We start from the raw sequence: 15,395 nt of genomic DNA on the forward strand, positions 1-15,395 counted from the left end.
AAATTTTTATAAAAAATGTCTGATTTTTTCTATCGTATCAAAAACATCAATTGGCTTTAAAATATAATCATAATAATCAACTTCAGAAGCTTTTTCTTTATCTTCTAAAGAAGTAGAAGCAGTGATGAAAATAATTGGTACCTTGTAACCATTTTCTTGCAGTATTTTTGCAGCTTTTATTCCATCTATATTTGGCATTTTAATATCCAGTAAAATAAGAACTAAATTTTTTGCTGACTTGGCTTTTTCTACAACTTCATCTCCACTCATTGCTTTAACAATTTCGATGTCGTGAAAATTATTTAATAAAATCTTTTCTAATAGAGTAATATTGGTTAAATCATCATCTGCGACTAATACTTTTCTTTTCGATGTGTTGTCTTCAGATATTTCCAAATTTTTTTCTTGACCAATATCTGATAAAGATAATTTTTCAGATGGAATTGTGAAATAAAATCTACTTCCTTTTCCCTTAGTTGATTTTAAATGCATTTTCCCGCCAATAGATTCTACCAATCCTTTTGCGATTGTAAGCCCTATTCCAGCACCTTCGTAACTTCTTGTAAATGTAGGGTCTTCCTGTACAAATGCATCAAATATTTTTTCTTGATGTTCTTCAGAGATTCCTATTCCTGTGTCCTCAACAAAAAATTCAATACTAGAGCCTTTTTTCCAGCATCCAAATTCTACGTGCCCTTTTATTGTAAATTTTAATGCGTTGCTTATTAATTTATCTAATATTGTACATAATTTTCTTTCATCAGAATGAATAATAATATTTTCTAATTCGTTGTCAATAAAGTATTTAAATTCAATTTCTTTTTCTTTAAACTTAGTTATGTAAGATTCATATAGCTCAATTATTAAACTGCTAAGACTAAATGCAGTATAAGAGATCTCTACTTGTCCGGTTTCAATTTTCGATAATTCAATGATATCATTTACGGTTTTTAATAGTCTTTCAGAACTTTTATTTAATAAACTTGTATATTCCAGTTTCTCTTTGTCAGACAGATTAGGCTCAGAAAGTAAATTCGCAAATCCAATAATTCCATTAAGTGGAGTACGGATTTCGTGACTAAGGTTAGCAATAAAAGCACTCTTTAATCTGTTGTTTTCTTCAGCTTTCTCTTTTGCTTTTACTATCTCTTCTTCCAATATTTTATTAACAGTAATATCGCGTGCTGCAGCAATTACAACTTCTTCTCCAAAAAACAAGCCTTTCGATAAGACTACACTTTTAGGGAAGATTCTTCCATCAGCTCGTTTGCCCCAGAATTCAAATTGCTGACTTTGTCCTTCAAACGCAAAATTGATTAAATTTTTCACACCTTCTAAATCATTTTTGCCTTCTGCTGATAAGAATTCAGGAGTTTTTCCAATTATTTCCTCTGATTTATAACCATAGAACCTTTCAGCTGCTTTGTTAACAAAAATAAATTTATGTTCTTTGTTTAATATATAAACAGCCTCATTTAAACTATTTATTATTCCAACATAAGTTTCTAATGAATTTACTAATTCGGTTTCTAAGCGAATTCTGTCGGTAATATCATGAATAATGCCCATTACAGCAACCTCGCCTGCTGTAGAAAGCGAAACAGTAGAGATTTCTACTTCTTTTATTTCACCGAACTTTGATAATAGCTGAGTTTGGTACTTGTTTGGGACATATTCGCCTCTTAATCGTGCTTTAAAACGTTGTTCAACAATTTCCTTGCTTTTTTCTGTTAGCAAGACAGTGAAGTCAAAATCAGGTGAAGTTACTTCTTCAAGAGTATATCCTAATAGATTAATAAATTGAGGGTTTACATAGCTATATCGCCTTCCTTCCAATATATATATTGCATCGTATGAATTTTCTATTAATTGCTCAAATTTTTCATTCAGTTTTTCTAATTTTTCTTTTATCTGTTTTTGTTTATGAAGATCTTCAAAAATCACGCATAATTTGTTATTTTCAAATTTAAATAGTTTAATTTTAAAGATACCTTTAAATCCATTGATAAAATAATGGATATCATCAAGTTCCCTTATACTTTCAGTTTTAAAAACACTGAGAAATTTTTCTTTTAATTCAGAAACACCTGAATATTGCCAAATGTAACTAAAATCTTTACCTATTAACTCCTCGCAATCAGTTTGCAATATTTCGCCAGCAAGTTTATTACTATATATTAATTCTAAAGTCTCTGGTTCGGTGAATTGGTAAATAAGAATTCCATAAGGGAGGAATTCCAAAAAATCAGCAAAATTTTTAGAATTGAAAATATTAGCGATGTTTGAATGTGAGTAGGTCATTTTTTACAAAGTAATCGGAAACATTTATCTAAAATTACAAAACGAATGTTAATTTTAAAATTAATTTTAAATAATGAAAAATAGTAAAAGAAATTAATAATTGTATATACCTGGCTTATAAACATTCTCGCTTTCATCTACTTTTTCGAGCATAAACATTAATACCCAACCTTTTTTATGTCCTTTAGAAATAATATATGCAAGCCATCTGAATAAATTTGAAAATAATAGTTTGGGTTTAAATTCGGAAAAGTCAAAAATTGGCAAATATCCACCAGGTCGGATTTCGAGCACTTTCCAACCAGTGTTTTTTGCAATAAGTTCAATTTCATAGCCAGATAGTGGGTTTATATGTCCATAGCTCAAGTCATAAGGCATAAAACCGTGAAAATGACCTGATCTTAAAAAATACATTCTGGACCAGAATGAAGTGATATTAGGTGTTGTTAAAAGTAACTTCCCTCCAATATTTGTAATGCTATTGATTTCACGGAGAAACCCCCAAGGATTTTCCAGATGTTCAATTACTTCAAGACAGCATAGGGCGTCATATGCTTTATTGACAGAGTTTTTAAGTCCTTTATTTAAATCCAACTTTAAAAATGGTATCTCTTTGGGTATCCAGTCGAATGTTTCCACATCAATAGCTTCAACATTATAGCCGTTGTTATATAGTCTTTTGGAGAAAGCCCCTGCTCCGGCACCAATATCAAGTACTTTCGTTCCTTTTTCAACATATTTTGTAAAGAACTCAAACGCTTGTTCGTGCAAACCTATATCTGCGTGAATTTCAATTCCATCATAATATTCTGTTTGTTTTTTTTCAGTTGATATAAGCCAATTTCTCATTATTTGTTCCCGATTTCATTCAACAAGACAATTTCACGTTCTCTAATATCGTAGCGATAAGCAAACTCTTGCAGTTTTTTTCTTTCAGAATTCGACAGTTCTTTTGCTTTTGAAATGGCATTGATAATTTTTTCTTTTGTTTGTGCAACAATTGCGTCGCTACCTGAAATGATTTCTGGCAAAGCACCACCTTCTGACACAATTGGCAGACTGCCGCAAATCATAGCTTCCAAGACAGCTACTCCGAAAGTCTCTTCAATAGAAAATTGGCAGTAAGCAAAACTTTTTCTATATAATGGTACGATTTCCTCATAAAGATTCAGAGGTCCAGGAATTATTTCAATATTTGATGCACTGTTGGCGTCTTTTTTTGCAAGTTGCAAAGCTTCACCACGAAGTCCTGCAACAACAAATTTAGTATCTTTAAGTTCCTTTGCTATTTCAATAAATTTTTGAGTTCCTTTGCGAATGTACTCTATCCAGTTATCACCCTGAGAAACTGTAAGAACGAATTCTCTGTTAGAATTAGTTGTTTCTTCCCCAAATGACGAAGTATCTATACAGTTATAAATCATTTTTACTTTATTTTCATTAACATTGGTCAGTTTGAGAAGTTGTTTCTTTGCATAATTGGAAACTGGGAAAATCTTATCGGCTAAACGAAAAGTATTTTTTACACAAAACCATCTGAACGGGCGTAACCTTGCACCACAATTAATTCCCGGAAGATTTGTAACATCAAATCCACCGGCTACAACATAAATTTTTTTCCTAAAAACTTTTGCGATCAATGATGGAATTAATGTTGTATAATCAGCGAACCAACAAAAAATCGCTTCACTTCTTAACGTTTTGAAAACTGACCTGAATGTTAGAAGAAATAAGTTCCGAATTCCTCTAATTCCTCTACCAATTGCTGAATTTTCAAGGAATAATTGATTTTCTTTACCTAATATCTTAATATCATTTTGAACGAATGATGAATTAATTGGACCAATGAGAAAAATTTTCATAATTAACTACTTTTTCATTGAAAATGCACGATTAATTTTATCTTTTTTGCCTCTGAAAGGATAGTTATTCATACCAGGAAGAGAGCCTTCACGAACGAATTTTACATCTTCAACGGTATAAAAAGCATTTGGATTGTATTGTTTAATAATTTGAATGGCTTCGCTAAGATACTCGCGTTTTAATACCATAAAAATTATTTTTACTTTTCCAAATTGACCGTCGGCATCAATTGTTGTTAAATTATAATTGTCGCTAATTAACCGAGAAACTAATTCTGAAGCATCGTATTTGGTTATTACTCTGACAATTACTTCACCTAATGAAAGCTTGCTTTCAATGAACATCCCAAAATAAGTGCCAAGAGCAAATCCTGAAGCATACATTACAAAATAATATAAATTATCCAAGTTTTTCATTATTTGACTAACAGCGAGTATCCAGATGAATGATTCAAAGAAACCGAGCATTGGCGCGATTTTTCTGTAACCTTTTGCAATAAGAATAATTCTCAGAGTTCCTAAGCTTACATCTGTAACTCTCGCTAATACAATAAAAACTGGCATTATTACCAGTCCAAAAAGTTCACTACCGAAAAACTTTTCAAGTTCTACAAAAAAATCCATAGATGAATACTATTTATTATACCAATCAATAATATTTGAAATAGTGGATTTGAGTTTTTTTCTATCTACTATCAAATCAATTTGCCCAGAATTAAAATAATAGTCAGATTTTGGGAATTTATCGGATACCCTTTTCTTTGATTTTTGTTCCAAATTACTTTTACTAGATAATCCAAGAGTTGATCCAGGTTCTGCAATAATAATATCACCTTGTACTGCGAGTGCAAAAGCTGTTTCTCCAACAGTTGGTTCAGTGAGAATAGAAACACAAATAATACCTTCGTTTTTAAGCTCATTAGAAATAGATGTTAATTTGGCTATTTGCATTAGTGAAATCGCACTTTCCTGAATTCTGTTTTCAGATGAACTAAATAATAAAACAAAAGGAATTTTATTTTCTATAGAAAATCTAACTGAACGATAAATTTTTTCAGTTTCTAAACTTCCCAAAGAGCCCTCTAAAAACGATGAATTCATTGTTCCAAAAACTACTTTGTGAGAAAAAATATCTCCTGTTCCACATATGATAGAATTTTCAAACCCTGATTTGTTTTTCGCTTCTTTGATTCTTTCAATATATGGTTTGCTGTCAATAAAATTAATTGCATCAACTGCTTTTAAATTAATATTGAACTCTTTAAATGTATTTTCGTCGATAATTAAACCGATATATTCATTAACGCTAATTTTAAAATGATGATTGCATTTGAAACAAGTGAATAAGTTAAGTTCGAGTTCTTTTTTGTAGATTGTCTCATTACAAGAAGGACACTTTGCCCAGAGACCATCTGGCATTTCGATTAATTCAACAATTTCATTAGAAGATTTAGATTTACTGAACCAGACCATTTATTTCCCCAGAGCAATTTTAACTTCTAGCAAATCAGTAAATTCACTATTGTAAATGTGCAAAACATTTCGGTAAAAGATATTCTCTTCAGTATTATAGAAAGGTGCAGGTTTTATAACAACTCCTGAAATCCCCATATTAGCAAAAATCCCTCTGTTTAGAGCAATCTTATCACCAAGTTTATATACAACCGCAACCTCTTTGCCAAGCGAAGTCTTTACATTTTGTAAAATTTGCTTTTTTATTTCTCTGACTTTAAGTTTGTCGTCTAAACTAAAAGGCTTTTTGGCTTTTATTAAATCAATTCCATTAAGGTTATAAATGTTAAGCATTATCAATTTGTCTTTTTCAAAAAAACTTAATGGCGTTTTTGCCGCTTCACCATCTAACTTCAATATTATCTTATCTGATAGAACTGTTTCAAGTATTCCACTTTTAAGGGCAACTTTGTTTCCTTCTACCCAAATGCAAAAAAGTTGGTTCGATAAATGTTTAGTTAATAATTGATTCAAATATGTTGGAATAGATGTCATATCACTTTCTTTTTGTTTTTATTTACAAACAAATTTTCATTAAATTAATCTAACAAATTCTAACGAGATATAAAACGCTTTTATAAAAATGAAATTTTATCTTTTTCTTATTTTGTTAATAATTTTATCTTCTTGTGAGGAAAACAATAGTATTTTTTATTTCGTTTCTAAAGGTCCTTCAAAATATTCATTTCGTATTACTAAACAAATTACTCAATATTTAGATGTCAATAGAACTGACACTGCTTTTTATTATTATCAAAAGGAGAATGATTTTTTTCCTTTTTTAATCGAGGTAAAATCAAGTGATAATGTTATCACGAAAAAAATTACTCTTAATGAGTGGACAACTCCAAGTTCTGAACAAATCTTTAAAAACGATTCCTTGGTGGAACAATATTTTTATGAACATTCTCCCAAAAATTATTTCTTAATTAGCAAAAGTAAAGTTATTGATAGCAATGTAGCTTATGTTGAGAGTTATCATTATGATAAGGACGATTATTTAAGATTTGTTGAAATAATCCATTACTCTCAAAACAAATATTATATTAATACAGATAGCAACAAAATAACTGAAAGATATTTATATCTCGTGCTTCCTGATACTATGACGCGGTATAAAGGATGCATAGCACCGTATTTATTTTTATCAGAATATGCAAAATACTACGAATCCAAAAAGTTAACTTCTAAACGAAGACAAATTAAAAGACAGAAAGATAAAGTAGAAACTGGAATGCTAATAGAAAGAATTCATACAATATTGGATGAAAGAGGTTTTCCTAAAGTCCAACAAATATTTAAACAAGATACCTTATTCAAGCGAGTTTTTTTTAAAGTAGAAACTGATGGGTTAAATAATGTACGTATGCTGATTCCATTTAAAGATAGTTTGTATACCCAACCAGATATGGAGTATTTTTCAATCACTTTTTCTTATGGAGATGATGGCATTGTAAATTATATCTCGAAAAACTATTATAATTATTCTAAAAGAAAATATATTAATAGTGATACAAGCATTTATTATTCTTGGTTCGATTTTCAGGAAAATAATCTCCAAAATTATTTATTTTTAAAAGCTACTAGTAAAACAATAAGTTTCTCTAATCAAACTAAATTAAATGAAGTACTTGAGAAAAGAATAGCAAAATTTGAAAGAGATGAAATCATCGAAGAATATTTTAATTATCCTTCAAATATCACAAAACGAAATTATTTGAATTTAAAACCGTACAAAAGAGTTATTACGTTATTGGAGAAAATTAAATTGAAAACTTTCAAAGGATTATGAGAATTCGACTAAATATTTTGTTTATTTGTTTATTATTTATTTGCTCAGAGATAATTTTTGCCGGCAATACTTCACTGTTTGTTTCTGATACTTCTCTTATGATAGGTTCACATGCTGAAATTAAACTTTTAATACAGCTACCTCAAAACTATTCAGCTCAAATACCTAATATTATTTATCCTGATAACGTTATTCTGCTGAAACGGCAAATTGACACTACTTATGATGCCGGAATATTGAAGATAGCAAATCGAGATGTTATTACTTCTTTTGTAGAGTCAACTTATATTATTCCTGAAACTAAGATTATTTTTACGAACAATAGCAACAATAACATATCGATTGAAACAACAAACCCTTCAAAAATTGAATACTTAAATCCGATAGTCGATACAAATAAGCCGTATTATAATTTTTTTGATAGTATCCTTGTCAAAAAAAATATGCTAATTTATCATAATAACAGTTACTTATATATATTATTCTTTGTTTTTTTATTATTATTAGTTGCTCCAATAATGAGAAAATACCTTAATAAAATAAAAACTAAAAACAATAATGTCAAAATATTACAAATGTTATTAAATGATGCTAATAATTATCTTGAAAATCAATCGATTATCTCGATTAACCGAATTCTGCTCAATTTTATTACTGATGAAATTGGATTAAACAAATCTGAGATAAATACAAACAATATTAAGAGGGAATTAAGAAAGAGATTTGAAATAAATGACTTAACGATTTTTATTGATATAAAAAATAAAATAGATTTTATATTATACAATAACGGGCAAATTTCAAAAGACGAAGTTATTTTAATGATAAAGGAATTAATCAGAATATTTGGTAAGTATACAAAATGATGCATTTCTATTTTAAATATCCCGAATTCATTTTTTTCTTACCTGTCGCTTGGATATTGTATCTATTGTACCTCTTCTTTGTATCAAAAAAAGGCGCTGTTATTTTACCAAGTATTATGTTCTATGGTAAGAAGCATAAACTTAACTATAAACTATATTTTCTTTTCTTATTAAGGATTTTATTAATTTCCTTAATTATTTTGGCTTTATCAGAACCGTTTAAAAAGATAATTATTATTGAAAAACAAATCATACCTAATGATATTGTTCTTGTTATTGATATTTCCGGTTCTATGCTGGCAACTGATTTTTCTCCTAATAGATTTAATGTTGCAATCGACAAAGCTTCGAAATTTATTGAGCAAAGAAAACAGGATAGAATAGGTGTTGTTTTATATTCTGCCGAAAGTTTTTTATTATGTCCGCTGACAAAAAATACAAACTACTTAATTTCTCAACTTAAAAATGTGAAACCTGGAATTTTGCAAGATGGAACAGCAATAGGAATGGGTATCGCAACTGCAATTAACTCGTTAGAAAACTCAAATGCTAAAAACAAAATTATTATTCTTCTGTCGGATGGGGTGAATAATAGTGGTCTGATTACTCCTATTAAATCTGCTGAAATTGCCAAAGAGAAAAATATAAAAATTCATACTGTTGGAATTGGCACAACTGGCAAAGCCTTAGTTCCAAGATATGCTGATGGTTCAGGTGAATTGATATCTGTGGATATTCATTTAGATGAAAAAACATTAAAAGAAATCGCAAACATAACCGGAGGACGTTACTTTAATTCTGAAAACGAAATAAAACTATTAGAAACCTATAATCAAATAAGTTCATTAGAAATAAATGATTATATCACTTTTCAAAAAATTATTTATACTGAATATAAACTTTATTTATTTTTGGGATGTTTTTTTCTCGTGTTTATTGAATTATTATTAAGATTATGGCTAATAAAAATTTATCCTTAAATGCAATAGGCAAATTAGTTGAAAGCGAAAAATTTTTAGAAAATACAGAATATGTAGCTCAATTTTTATTAGGGAAATTGTTAATTGTTGATAGTAATGGTTGCTTGCTTGGTGGAAGAATCTCTGAAACTGAAGCATATCTTGCAAAAGATGATGAGGCAAGTCATTCATTCCGTGGTAAAACGCAAAGAAATGCTGCAATGTTTGCTAATGGAGGCACTATTTACGTTTATCGCTCTTACGGTGTCCATTATTGTATGAACATAGTTTCCGAAAGCAAGAATATTGGCGCGGCTGTATTAATTCGCTCAATTATTCCTCTTTTTGGTGTAGAAATAATGAAGTTTAATCGCAAAACTGAAAATTTGAAAATCTTGTGTAATGGTCCCGGAAAGCTAACCCAGGCGTTAGGAATAACAATTTATGATAATTATAAAATAATCAACGAGAGCAATATTTTTTTACTCGATGATGGTTGCAAACCTGATTTTATGGCTACTAAACGTATAGGAATTTCAAAATCTATTGATTTACCTTTAAGATTTGTAATTATCTGATTTTAATATTAACTAACTTTTTGCTATTTTTGTCTTTTGTTTAATATCTTAGGTGGTAAATTGGCAAAACTCACAAAGCCCAAAACTTCAAAGCAACTTGCAACAATGCTTGCAAAGATTTGTGATAATAAACTCGCAGAAAATACGATTGTTATTGACCTTACAAAAATAGATACGGCACCAACTGATTTTTTTGTTATATGTAGTTGTAGTTCTCAGCCGCAAGTTGGAGCAATTATTGATGAGATTTATAAATATTGCAACCTTGTTGAATTAGATAAACCTCGTAGCGAGGGACTTGAGGCTAAAGAGTGGGTGCTTGTCGATTTTTTTGATGTGATAGCGCACATAATGCTTGATAAATCTCGAAAATACTATCAAATTGAAAAGCTTTGGGCTGACGGAATTTTCTATACGTTGGGCGAATCTGGAAGGCTAAAAAAACTCGATCAATCGAAAATCTTTGATTTGTTCCTTTCATCGAATGGAGAAATTGAGTAATGAAGTATTTATTTGATATTTTTTCCGATGCATTAGATAAAATTGGTGCTGAGGGAACTGAATTATTGTACTTTGAAGAACCCAAAAATCAAGAATTCGGTGATTTTTCAACAAATGTGGCAATGAAGCTAGCTAAACAAATGAAAAAATCACCGGTTGCAATTGCAAATGAAATAATTAACAACTTGGATTATAATCCCGAAAAAGTAGCAAGTATTAGCATTGCTGGGGCTGGATTTATTAATATCAAACTAACAGAGAAATACTGGACAGAATTACTCTCAGAAATATTAGTTCAAAGAGAAAATTTTGGTAAAAGTACAGTATCCAGTGGAAAAATTGCTAATGTTGAATACGTCAGTGTCAATCCTACCGGACTTCTTCATATCGGGCATGGGAGAAACGCAGTCATTGGAGATACTGTTGCCAATTTACTTGAATGGATCGGATATGAGGTAACTCGCGAATACTACTTCAACAATGCTGGCAATCAGATGAAATTGCTTGCCGATTCAATTTATGCTCGATATATGCAACTTTTTATTGATAAAGATTTTCCTTTTCCAGAAGATGGGTATCATGGGGATTATGTTAAAGAAATTGCAACCGATTTATATAATTCTTTCGGTGAAAGGTTGAAAACAGGAGATTTTCAAGACTTATCTCAAATCAGAAAATTTGGTGAAAATTGGTGTTTTCAAAAGATAAAAGCTACTCTTGAAAAACTTAACATCAAGCAAGACGTTTATTTTAATGAAGATAGCTTATACAAAGATGGCAAAATTAAGGAAGTAATCGACTATTTTAAGAGTAGCAATTTAGCTTATGAAAAAGATGGTGCTTTGTGGTTAGCTCTATCTCAAATGGGATTACAAGAGGATAGAGTTATCATTAAATCTACGGGCGAACCAACTTATCGTTTGCCGGATATTGCTTATCATCGAGAAAAATTAGAACGAAAATACGACTTAATTGTAGATTTATTCGGTGCCGATCATATTGCTACATATCCAGATGTTCTTGCGGCGCTGAAAGCGATGGGATACGATACTGATAAAATAAAAGTGCTTATTCATCAATTTGTTACTCTGACTGAAAACGGTGAACAAGTGAAAATGAGTAAACGTACAGGCAAAAGTTATACCCTTGATGAGTTAATCGACGAAGTTGGTGCCGACGTTGTTAGATTTTTCTTGTTGATGAGAAGCATCAATACACATTTGGAATTCGACTTATCTCTTGCAAAAGAACAAAGCGAAAAAAATCCTGTTTTTTATCTCCAATATGCTCATGCCCGTATTTGTTCTATTATTGACAAAATCAAAAATGAAAATCATAAAATAATCAATAATCCTGATTTGTCAGTTTTAACAAATCCAGAAGAACAAAGTCTAATTAAACACATTTATAAATTTCCGAACATAGTTATACAAGCTGCTAATAAATTTGAACCTTACATTTTAGCTGAATATTTGAAAGAAGTTGCTTCTGCATTTCATATTTTTTATCATAATTGTAGAATCATTGGCTCTTCTGTAGAAGTTGCTTCTGCAAGATATGCTTTGTGCGAAGCAACAAGATATGTTCTCGCAAACGGATTGAATATTTTGGGTGTTTCTGCACCTGAAAAGATGTAATAATGAACGTATTAAGTAAAATAAAAGCATTTCTAATAGCAACAAGACCAAAAACTCTTGCTGCTAGTACAGTTCCAGTTCTTATTGGTACAGCTGCAGCATCGAAATATAGCTATATTGATATTAAAATATTCGTTCTTATTTTGATTTGTGCAGCTTTTATGCAAATATTATCAAATTATTTAAATGAACTATATGATTTCAAGCACGGTGCTGATACTATTGACAGAATTGGTCCGAAACGAATGGTTGCATCTGGAATTATTTCACCTAATGAAATGTCGCTTGTTTCAATTTTTTTAACAATTATTACATTTACGATAGGACTTGAAATTGTTGAGTATTCAGATATTTATATTTTGATTGTTGGAATTCTCTCTTTGTTTTTTGCTTTTGCTTATACCGGCGGTCCTTATCCGCTTGCATACAAAGGTCTTGGTGAAATATTTGTTTTTATTTTTTTTGGATTAGTTGCAGTAAATGGCACTTTCTATATTTTCACAAAAGAGGTAAATTTAATTTCTCTGTTGTCATCTTTACCTCCTGCTTTTCATTCTGTTAATCTATTAGCTATAAATAATATTCGAGATATTGATACCGACAGCAAGGTTGGTAAAATTACGCTTGCTGTTAAAATTGGGCGAAAGAATGCTCTGATGCTGTTTAAGGTATTAGTATTCTTAAGCTACATTCCACCAATAGTATTATCCTACATTACAAACAATTTTCTTTTTTTATTAGTATTTATTAGTCTTCCTATTGCTGCAAAATTAATCATTGATATTACACGCAAGTCAGGCAAAGAACTTAATTTACTAATTGCATTAAATTCTATTCTTATGTTATTCTTTTGTTTAGTGTTTTGTTTGAGCTTCATTTTGTGATTTTATGACCGATACAATTATTCCACCATTGAGATATGACATCAATACAGTTGAAACAATTATTGATGATGAAAAATATATTATTTTACAAGATCCATATGGTATAGCAAATCAAAATTTGATGCTGACAAAGGATTTTTATATTTTGCTTCGTTCGCTAAATGGTGCATTTACTTATCAGCAGTTAAAAATAGAACTGAACGACGAAGAGATATACAAGTTGCTTGTAGATTCTTTAAGCTTTTTGGATGAAAACGGTTATTTGATTTCTCCGAATTATTTTCAGAAATTAAATGATGTTCAAGAAAAATATGCAAAAGAACCATTTCGTCCTATGCTTACAGCAAATAGTTCCTATCCCGAATCTCCTGAGGAATTTATTTCTTTTGCTACGAAATTTTTTAATAAATTTAATGATATTAAATTCGATACTGAACCTGCTGCCTTAATTCTTCCTCATATTGATTTTTCATTAGGTCATTTATCAACGGATGTATATGCAAAAGGATACAGTTCGATTTCTGAAAATGAATATGATTTATTTGTGATTTTAGGTACTTCGCATCGTTTCTCGTCCGATTATTTTATGTTCTCCCAAAAACATTACCAAACGCCACTCGGAATAGTAGAATGCGACCTCGAAATACTCAATAGTTTGCAAGAACAATGCTCACAAAAACTTACAATTGACGATTTTTCTAATAAATTTGAGCATTCAGTTGAATATCAAGTAGTGTTGCTTAAACATTATTTTAAAAATAATTTCAAAATTTTACCTATACTTGTTGGTTCTCCATATGAATTTATTTTGGATGGCAAATTACCTGAAAATGACAAAATAAATAATATTCTAAGATCGCTTAACGGAGTTATCCAGCAATCGAATAAAAAAGTGATGTTCATTGCAAGTGTGGATTTCGCTCATATTGGAAGAAAATTTGGCGATGACTTTGATGCTGAACCTCTTCTCGGACAGCTTGAGATAGAGGATAGGAAACTCATTCGTTCGATTGAAGAGGGAAACAGAGTAGCTTTTTTTGAAAAAATTATTGCTGACCATGATAAATGGAAAATTTGTGGTGTTTCGTCGATTTACGCTTTAATGCAATTAATTAATTCAACAAAGGGGAAATTAATTGATTATGCAATTTGGAACGAAGAGCCAACAAAATCTGCTGTATCTTTCGCATCTATCGCTCTATTTAAATAATATACAATATTTTTTCTTTCATTTTATCTTTACTATAATAATCTGTATTATTTCAAAAAGGAATTAGCTATGATAAAATCAATTCTTGATGGTAATTTTGATGGAAAAAATGTTTTGGTGCGTGTTGATTTCAATGTTCCATACGATAAAGATGGAAAAGTTGCAGACGATACCCGTATTAAAATGACATTACCTACAATCGACCACATTATTGATGGTGGAGGTATTCCTGTAATTATGTCGCATTTAGGTCGTCCCAAAGGAGAACGCAATCTAAAATACTCACTTAAACCTGTTGCAGATCATTTAATTGAAAAATATGGCTATAAAGTTTTGTTTGTTGAAGATTGTATAGGAGAAATTGCTGAAAGAGCAGTCAAATCAGCAGTGCCGGGAGAAATAGTTTTGCTTGAAAATGTTCGTTTTTATCCTGAAGAAGAAAAAAATGATCTCGAATTTGCAAAAAAATTAGCTCGTTTGGGTGATGCTTATGTAAATGATGCTTTTGGTTCTGCTCATAGAGCCCATTCATCTACCGAGGCTGTTGCAAAGCTTTTTGAAGAGAGATATGCAGGCTTTCTTATGAAAAATGAACTCGATTATTTAAACAAAGCTTTAAAATCACCAATCAAACCATTTGTTGCCGTAATTGGCGGAGCTAAAATTTCTGGGAAAATTGATGTGATTAATAATCTTTTAGATAAATGCGATACAATTATTATTGGCGGCGGAATGATATTTACTTTCTACAAAGCAATGGGGAATAACATAGGTAAGTCAATTTTAGAAGAAGACAAAATAGAATTGGCAAGCAGCTTATTAAATAAAGCAAAAGAAAAAAATGTTCAATTATTACTACCGGTTGATGTCGTTGTTGCTGATAAGTTTGAAAATGAAGCAAATATAAAAATTGTTCCAGCTGAAGAAATAGGGAATGAGGATATTGGAATGGATATTGGACCTAAAACTCAGGAAGAATTTGCCAAAGTTATCTTACAGGCTAAAACAGTGGTCTGGAATGGTCCGATGGGGGTTTTCGAAATGCCAAATTTTGCAAAAGGCACTTATACTATTGCTGAAGCTCTTGCTAAAGCTACAGAAAATGGTGCTGTAACAATTGTTGGTGGCGGTGATTCTGCTGCTGCTATTAACCAAATGGGCTTTGATAAAAAAGTATCACATGTTTCAACTGGAGGCGGCGCATCACTTGAATTTTTAGAAGGAAAACAGCTTCCGGGTGTTGTTGCATTAGAAATATAGTAATGTCTTATGTTGAAGATATTGTATCTAATA

General features: G+C 30.5%; 15 protein-coding genes. 9 read left to right on the top strand and 6 right to left on the bottom strand.

What is annotated here, in order from left to right:
* Positions 1-6: 6 nt before the first annotated feature.
* The 6 genes from ACY2LT_RS01915 to ACY2LT_RS01940 form a co-directional block, all read right to left on the bottom strand.
* On the bottom strand, positions 7-2,301 hold the full coding sequence (locus ACY2LT_RS01915; RefSeq protein ID WP_491815986.1) for a PAS domain-containing hybrid sensor histidine kinase/response regulator: 2,295 nt from the start codon (positions 2,299-2,301) through the stop codon (positions 7-9).
* Between the two features lie 93 nt (positions 2,302-2,394).
* A complete protein-coding gene (locus tag ACY2LT_RS01920; RefSeq protein ID WP_491815987.1) occupies positions 2,395-3,150 on the bottom strand; it encodes a class I SAM-dependent methyltransferase in 756 nt (251 codons plus the stop codon).
* Complete coding sequence (locus tag ACY2LT_RS01925; protein WP_491815989.1) at positions 3,150-4,163, bottom strand: glycosyltransferase; 1,014 nt, start codon at positions 4,161-4,163, stop codon at positions 3,150-3,152. The genes ACY2LT_RS01920 and ACY2LT_RS01925 overlap by 1 nt, the downstream gene beginning before the upstream one ends.
* A gap of 6 nt (positions 4,164-4,169) precedes the next feature.
* Positions 4,170-4,787, bottom strand: coding sequence for a DUF2179 domain-containing protein (locus tag ACY2LT_RS01930; protein WP_491815991.1), 618 nt, complete (start codon positions 4,785-4,787; stop codon positions 4,170-4,172).
* Positions 4,788-4,796: 9 nt separating this feature from the next.
* Positions 4,797-5,636, bottom strand: coding sequence for an acetyl-CoA carboxylase carboxyltransferase subunit beta (locus ACY2LT_RS01935; protein WP_491815993.1), 840 nt, complete (start codon positions 5,634-5,636; stop codon positions 4,797-4,799).
* A complete protein-coding gene (locus ACY2LT_RS01940; RefSeq protein WP_491815994.1) occupies positions 5,637-6,170 on the bottom strand; it encodes a hypothetical protein in 534 nt (177 codons plus the stop codon).
* Positions 6,171-6,258: 88 nt separating this feature from the next.
* On the opposite strand from ACY2LT_RS01940, the gene ACY2LT_RS01945 reads away from it, so the two are divergent.
* The 9 genes from ACY2LT_RS01945 to ACY2LT_RS01985 all read left to right on the top strand — a co-directional run bounded on the left by ACY2LT_RS01945 (position 6,259) and on the right by ACY2LT_RS01985 (position 15,362).
* Positions 6,259-7,467 carry a hypothetical protein gene (locus ACY2LT_RS01945; RefSeq protein WP_491815996.1) on the top strand — a complete coding sequence of 403 codons (1,209 nt, stop codon included), beginning with the start codon at positions 6,259-6,261 and terminating at the stop codon, positions 7,465-7,467.
* Complete coding sequence (locus tag ACY2LT_RS01950) at positions 7,464-8,333, top strand: hypothetical protein (protein WP_491815997.1); 870 nt, start codon at positions 7,464-7,466, stop codon at positions 8,331-8,333. The genes ACY2LT_RS01945 and ACY2LT_RS01950 overlap by 4 nt, the downstream gene beginning before the upstream one ends.
* Positions 8,333-9,313, top strand: coding sequence for a vWA domain-containing protein (locus ACY2LT_RS01955; RefSeq protein WP_491816775.1), 981 nt, complete (start codon positions 8,333-8,335; stop codon positions 9,311-9,313). The genes ACY2LT_RS01950 and ACY2LT_RS01955 overlap by 1 nt, the downstream gene beginning before the upstream one ends.
* Complete coding sequence (locus ACY2LT_RS01960) at positions 9,289-9,870, top strand: DNA-3-methyladenine glycosylase (RefSeq protein WP_491815999.1); 582 nt, start codon at positions 9,289-9,291, stop codon at positions 9,868-9,870. Before ACY2LT_RS01955 ends, ACY2LT_RS01960 begins: the two co-directional genes overlap by 25 nt.
* 60 nt (positions 9,871-9,930) lie before the next feature.
* On the top strand, positions 9,931-10,371 hold the full coding sequence (gene rsfS, locus ACY2LT_RS01965) for a ribosome silencing factor (RefSeq protein ID WP_491816001.1): 441 nt from the start codon (positions 9,931-9,933) through the stop codon (positions 10,369-10,371).
* Positions 10,371-12,008, top strand: a complete 1,638-nt coding sequence (argS, locus tag ACY2LT_RS01970; protein WP_491816002.1) for an arginine--tRNA ligase — start codon at positions 10,371-10,373, stop codon at positions 12,006-12,008. The genes rsfS and argS overlap by 1 nt, the downstream gene beginning before the upstream one ends.
* A 2-nt stretch (positions 12,009-12,010) precedes the next feature.
* Positions 12,011-12,892 carry a 1,4-dihydroxy-2-naphthoate polyprenyltransferase gene (locus ACY2LT_RS01975; RefSeq protein ID WP_491816003.1) on the top strand — a complete coding sequence of 294 codons (882 nt, stop codon included), beginning with the start codon at positions 12,011-12,013 and terminating at the stop codon, positions 12,890-12,892.
* Positions 12,893-12,896: 4 nt separating this feature from the next.
* Positions 12,897-14,102 carry an AmmeMemoRadiSam system protein B gene (gene amrB, locus ACY2LT_RS01980; protein ID WP_491816004.1) on the top strand — a complete coding sequence of 402 codons (1,206 nt, stop codon included), beginning with the start codon at positions 12,897-12,899 and terminating at the stop codon, positions 14,100-14,102.
* Positions 14,103-14,171: 69 nt separating this feature from the next.
* Positions 14,172-15,362 (top strand): phosphoglycerate kinase, encoded by a 1,191-nt coding sequence (locus ACY2LT_RS01985; RefSeq protein ID WP_491816005.1) that lies wholly within the window; start codon positions 14,172-14,174, stop codon positions 15,360-15,362.
* The last annotated feature ends 33 nt before the right edge of the window (positions 15,363-15,395 follow it).

It is taken from the genome of Eximiradius proteiniborus (assembly GCF_058546985.1).

Coding starts and splice junctions, on each gene's coding strand:
- ACY2LT_RS01915 (WP_491815986.1), bottom strand. CDS start 2,301: ATGACCTACTCACATTCAAACATCGCTAATATTTTCAATTCTAAAAAT.
- ACY2LT_RS01920 (WP_491815987.1), bottom strand. CDS start 3,150: ATGAGAAATTGGCTTATATCAACTGAAAAAAAACAAACAGAATATTAT.
- ACY2LT_RS01925 (WP_491815989.1), bottom strand. CDS start 4,163: ATGAAAATTTTTCTCATTGGTCCAATTAATTCATCATTCGTTCAAAAT.
- ACY2LT_RS01930 (WP_491815991.1), bottom strand. CDS start 4,787: ATGGATTTTTTTGTAGAACTTGAAAAGTTTTTCGGTAGTGAACTTTTT.
- ACY2LT_RS01935 (WP_491815993.1), bottom strand. CDS start 5,636: ATGGTCTGGTTCAGTAAATCTAAATCTTCTAATGAAATTGTTGAATTA.
- ACY2LT_RS01940 (WP_491815994.1), bottom strand. CDS start 6,170: ATGACATCTATTCCAACATATTTGAATCAATTATTAACTAAACATTTA.
- ACY2LT_RS01945 (WP_491815996.1), top strand. CDS start 6,259: ATGAAATTTTATCTTTTTCTTATTTTGTTAATAATTTTATCTTCTTGT.
- ACY2LT_RS01950 (WP_491815997.1), top strand. CDS start 7,464: ATGAGAATTCGACTAAATATTTTGTTTATTTGTTTATTATTTATTTGC.
- ACY2LT_RS01955 (WP_491816775.1), top strand. CDS start 8,333: ATGCATTTCTATTTTAAATATCCCGAATTCATTTTTTTCTTACCTGTC.
- ACY2LT_RS01960 (WP_491815999.1), top strand. CDS start 9,289: ATGGCTAATAAAAATTTATCCTTAAATGCAATAGGCAAATTAGTTGAA.
- argS (WP_491816002.1), top strand. CDS start 10,371: ATGAAGTATTTATTTGATATTTTTTCCGATGCATTAGATAAAATTGGT.
- ACY2LT_RS01975 (WP_491816003.1), top strand. CDS start 12,011: ATGAACGTATTAAGTAAAATAAAAGCATTTCTAATAGCAACAAGACCA.
- amrB (WP_491816004.1), top strand. CDS start 12,897: ATGACCGATACAATTATTCCACCATTGAGATATGACATCAATACAGTT.
- ACY2LT_RS01985 (WP_491816005.1), top strand. CDS start 14,172: ATGATAAAATCAATTCTTGATGGTAATTTTGATGGAAAAAATGTTTTG.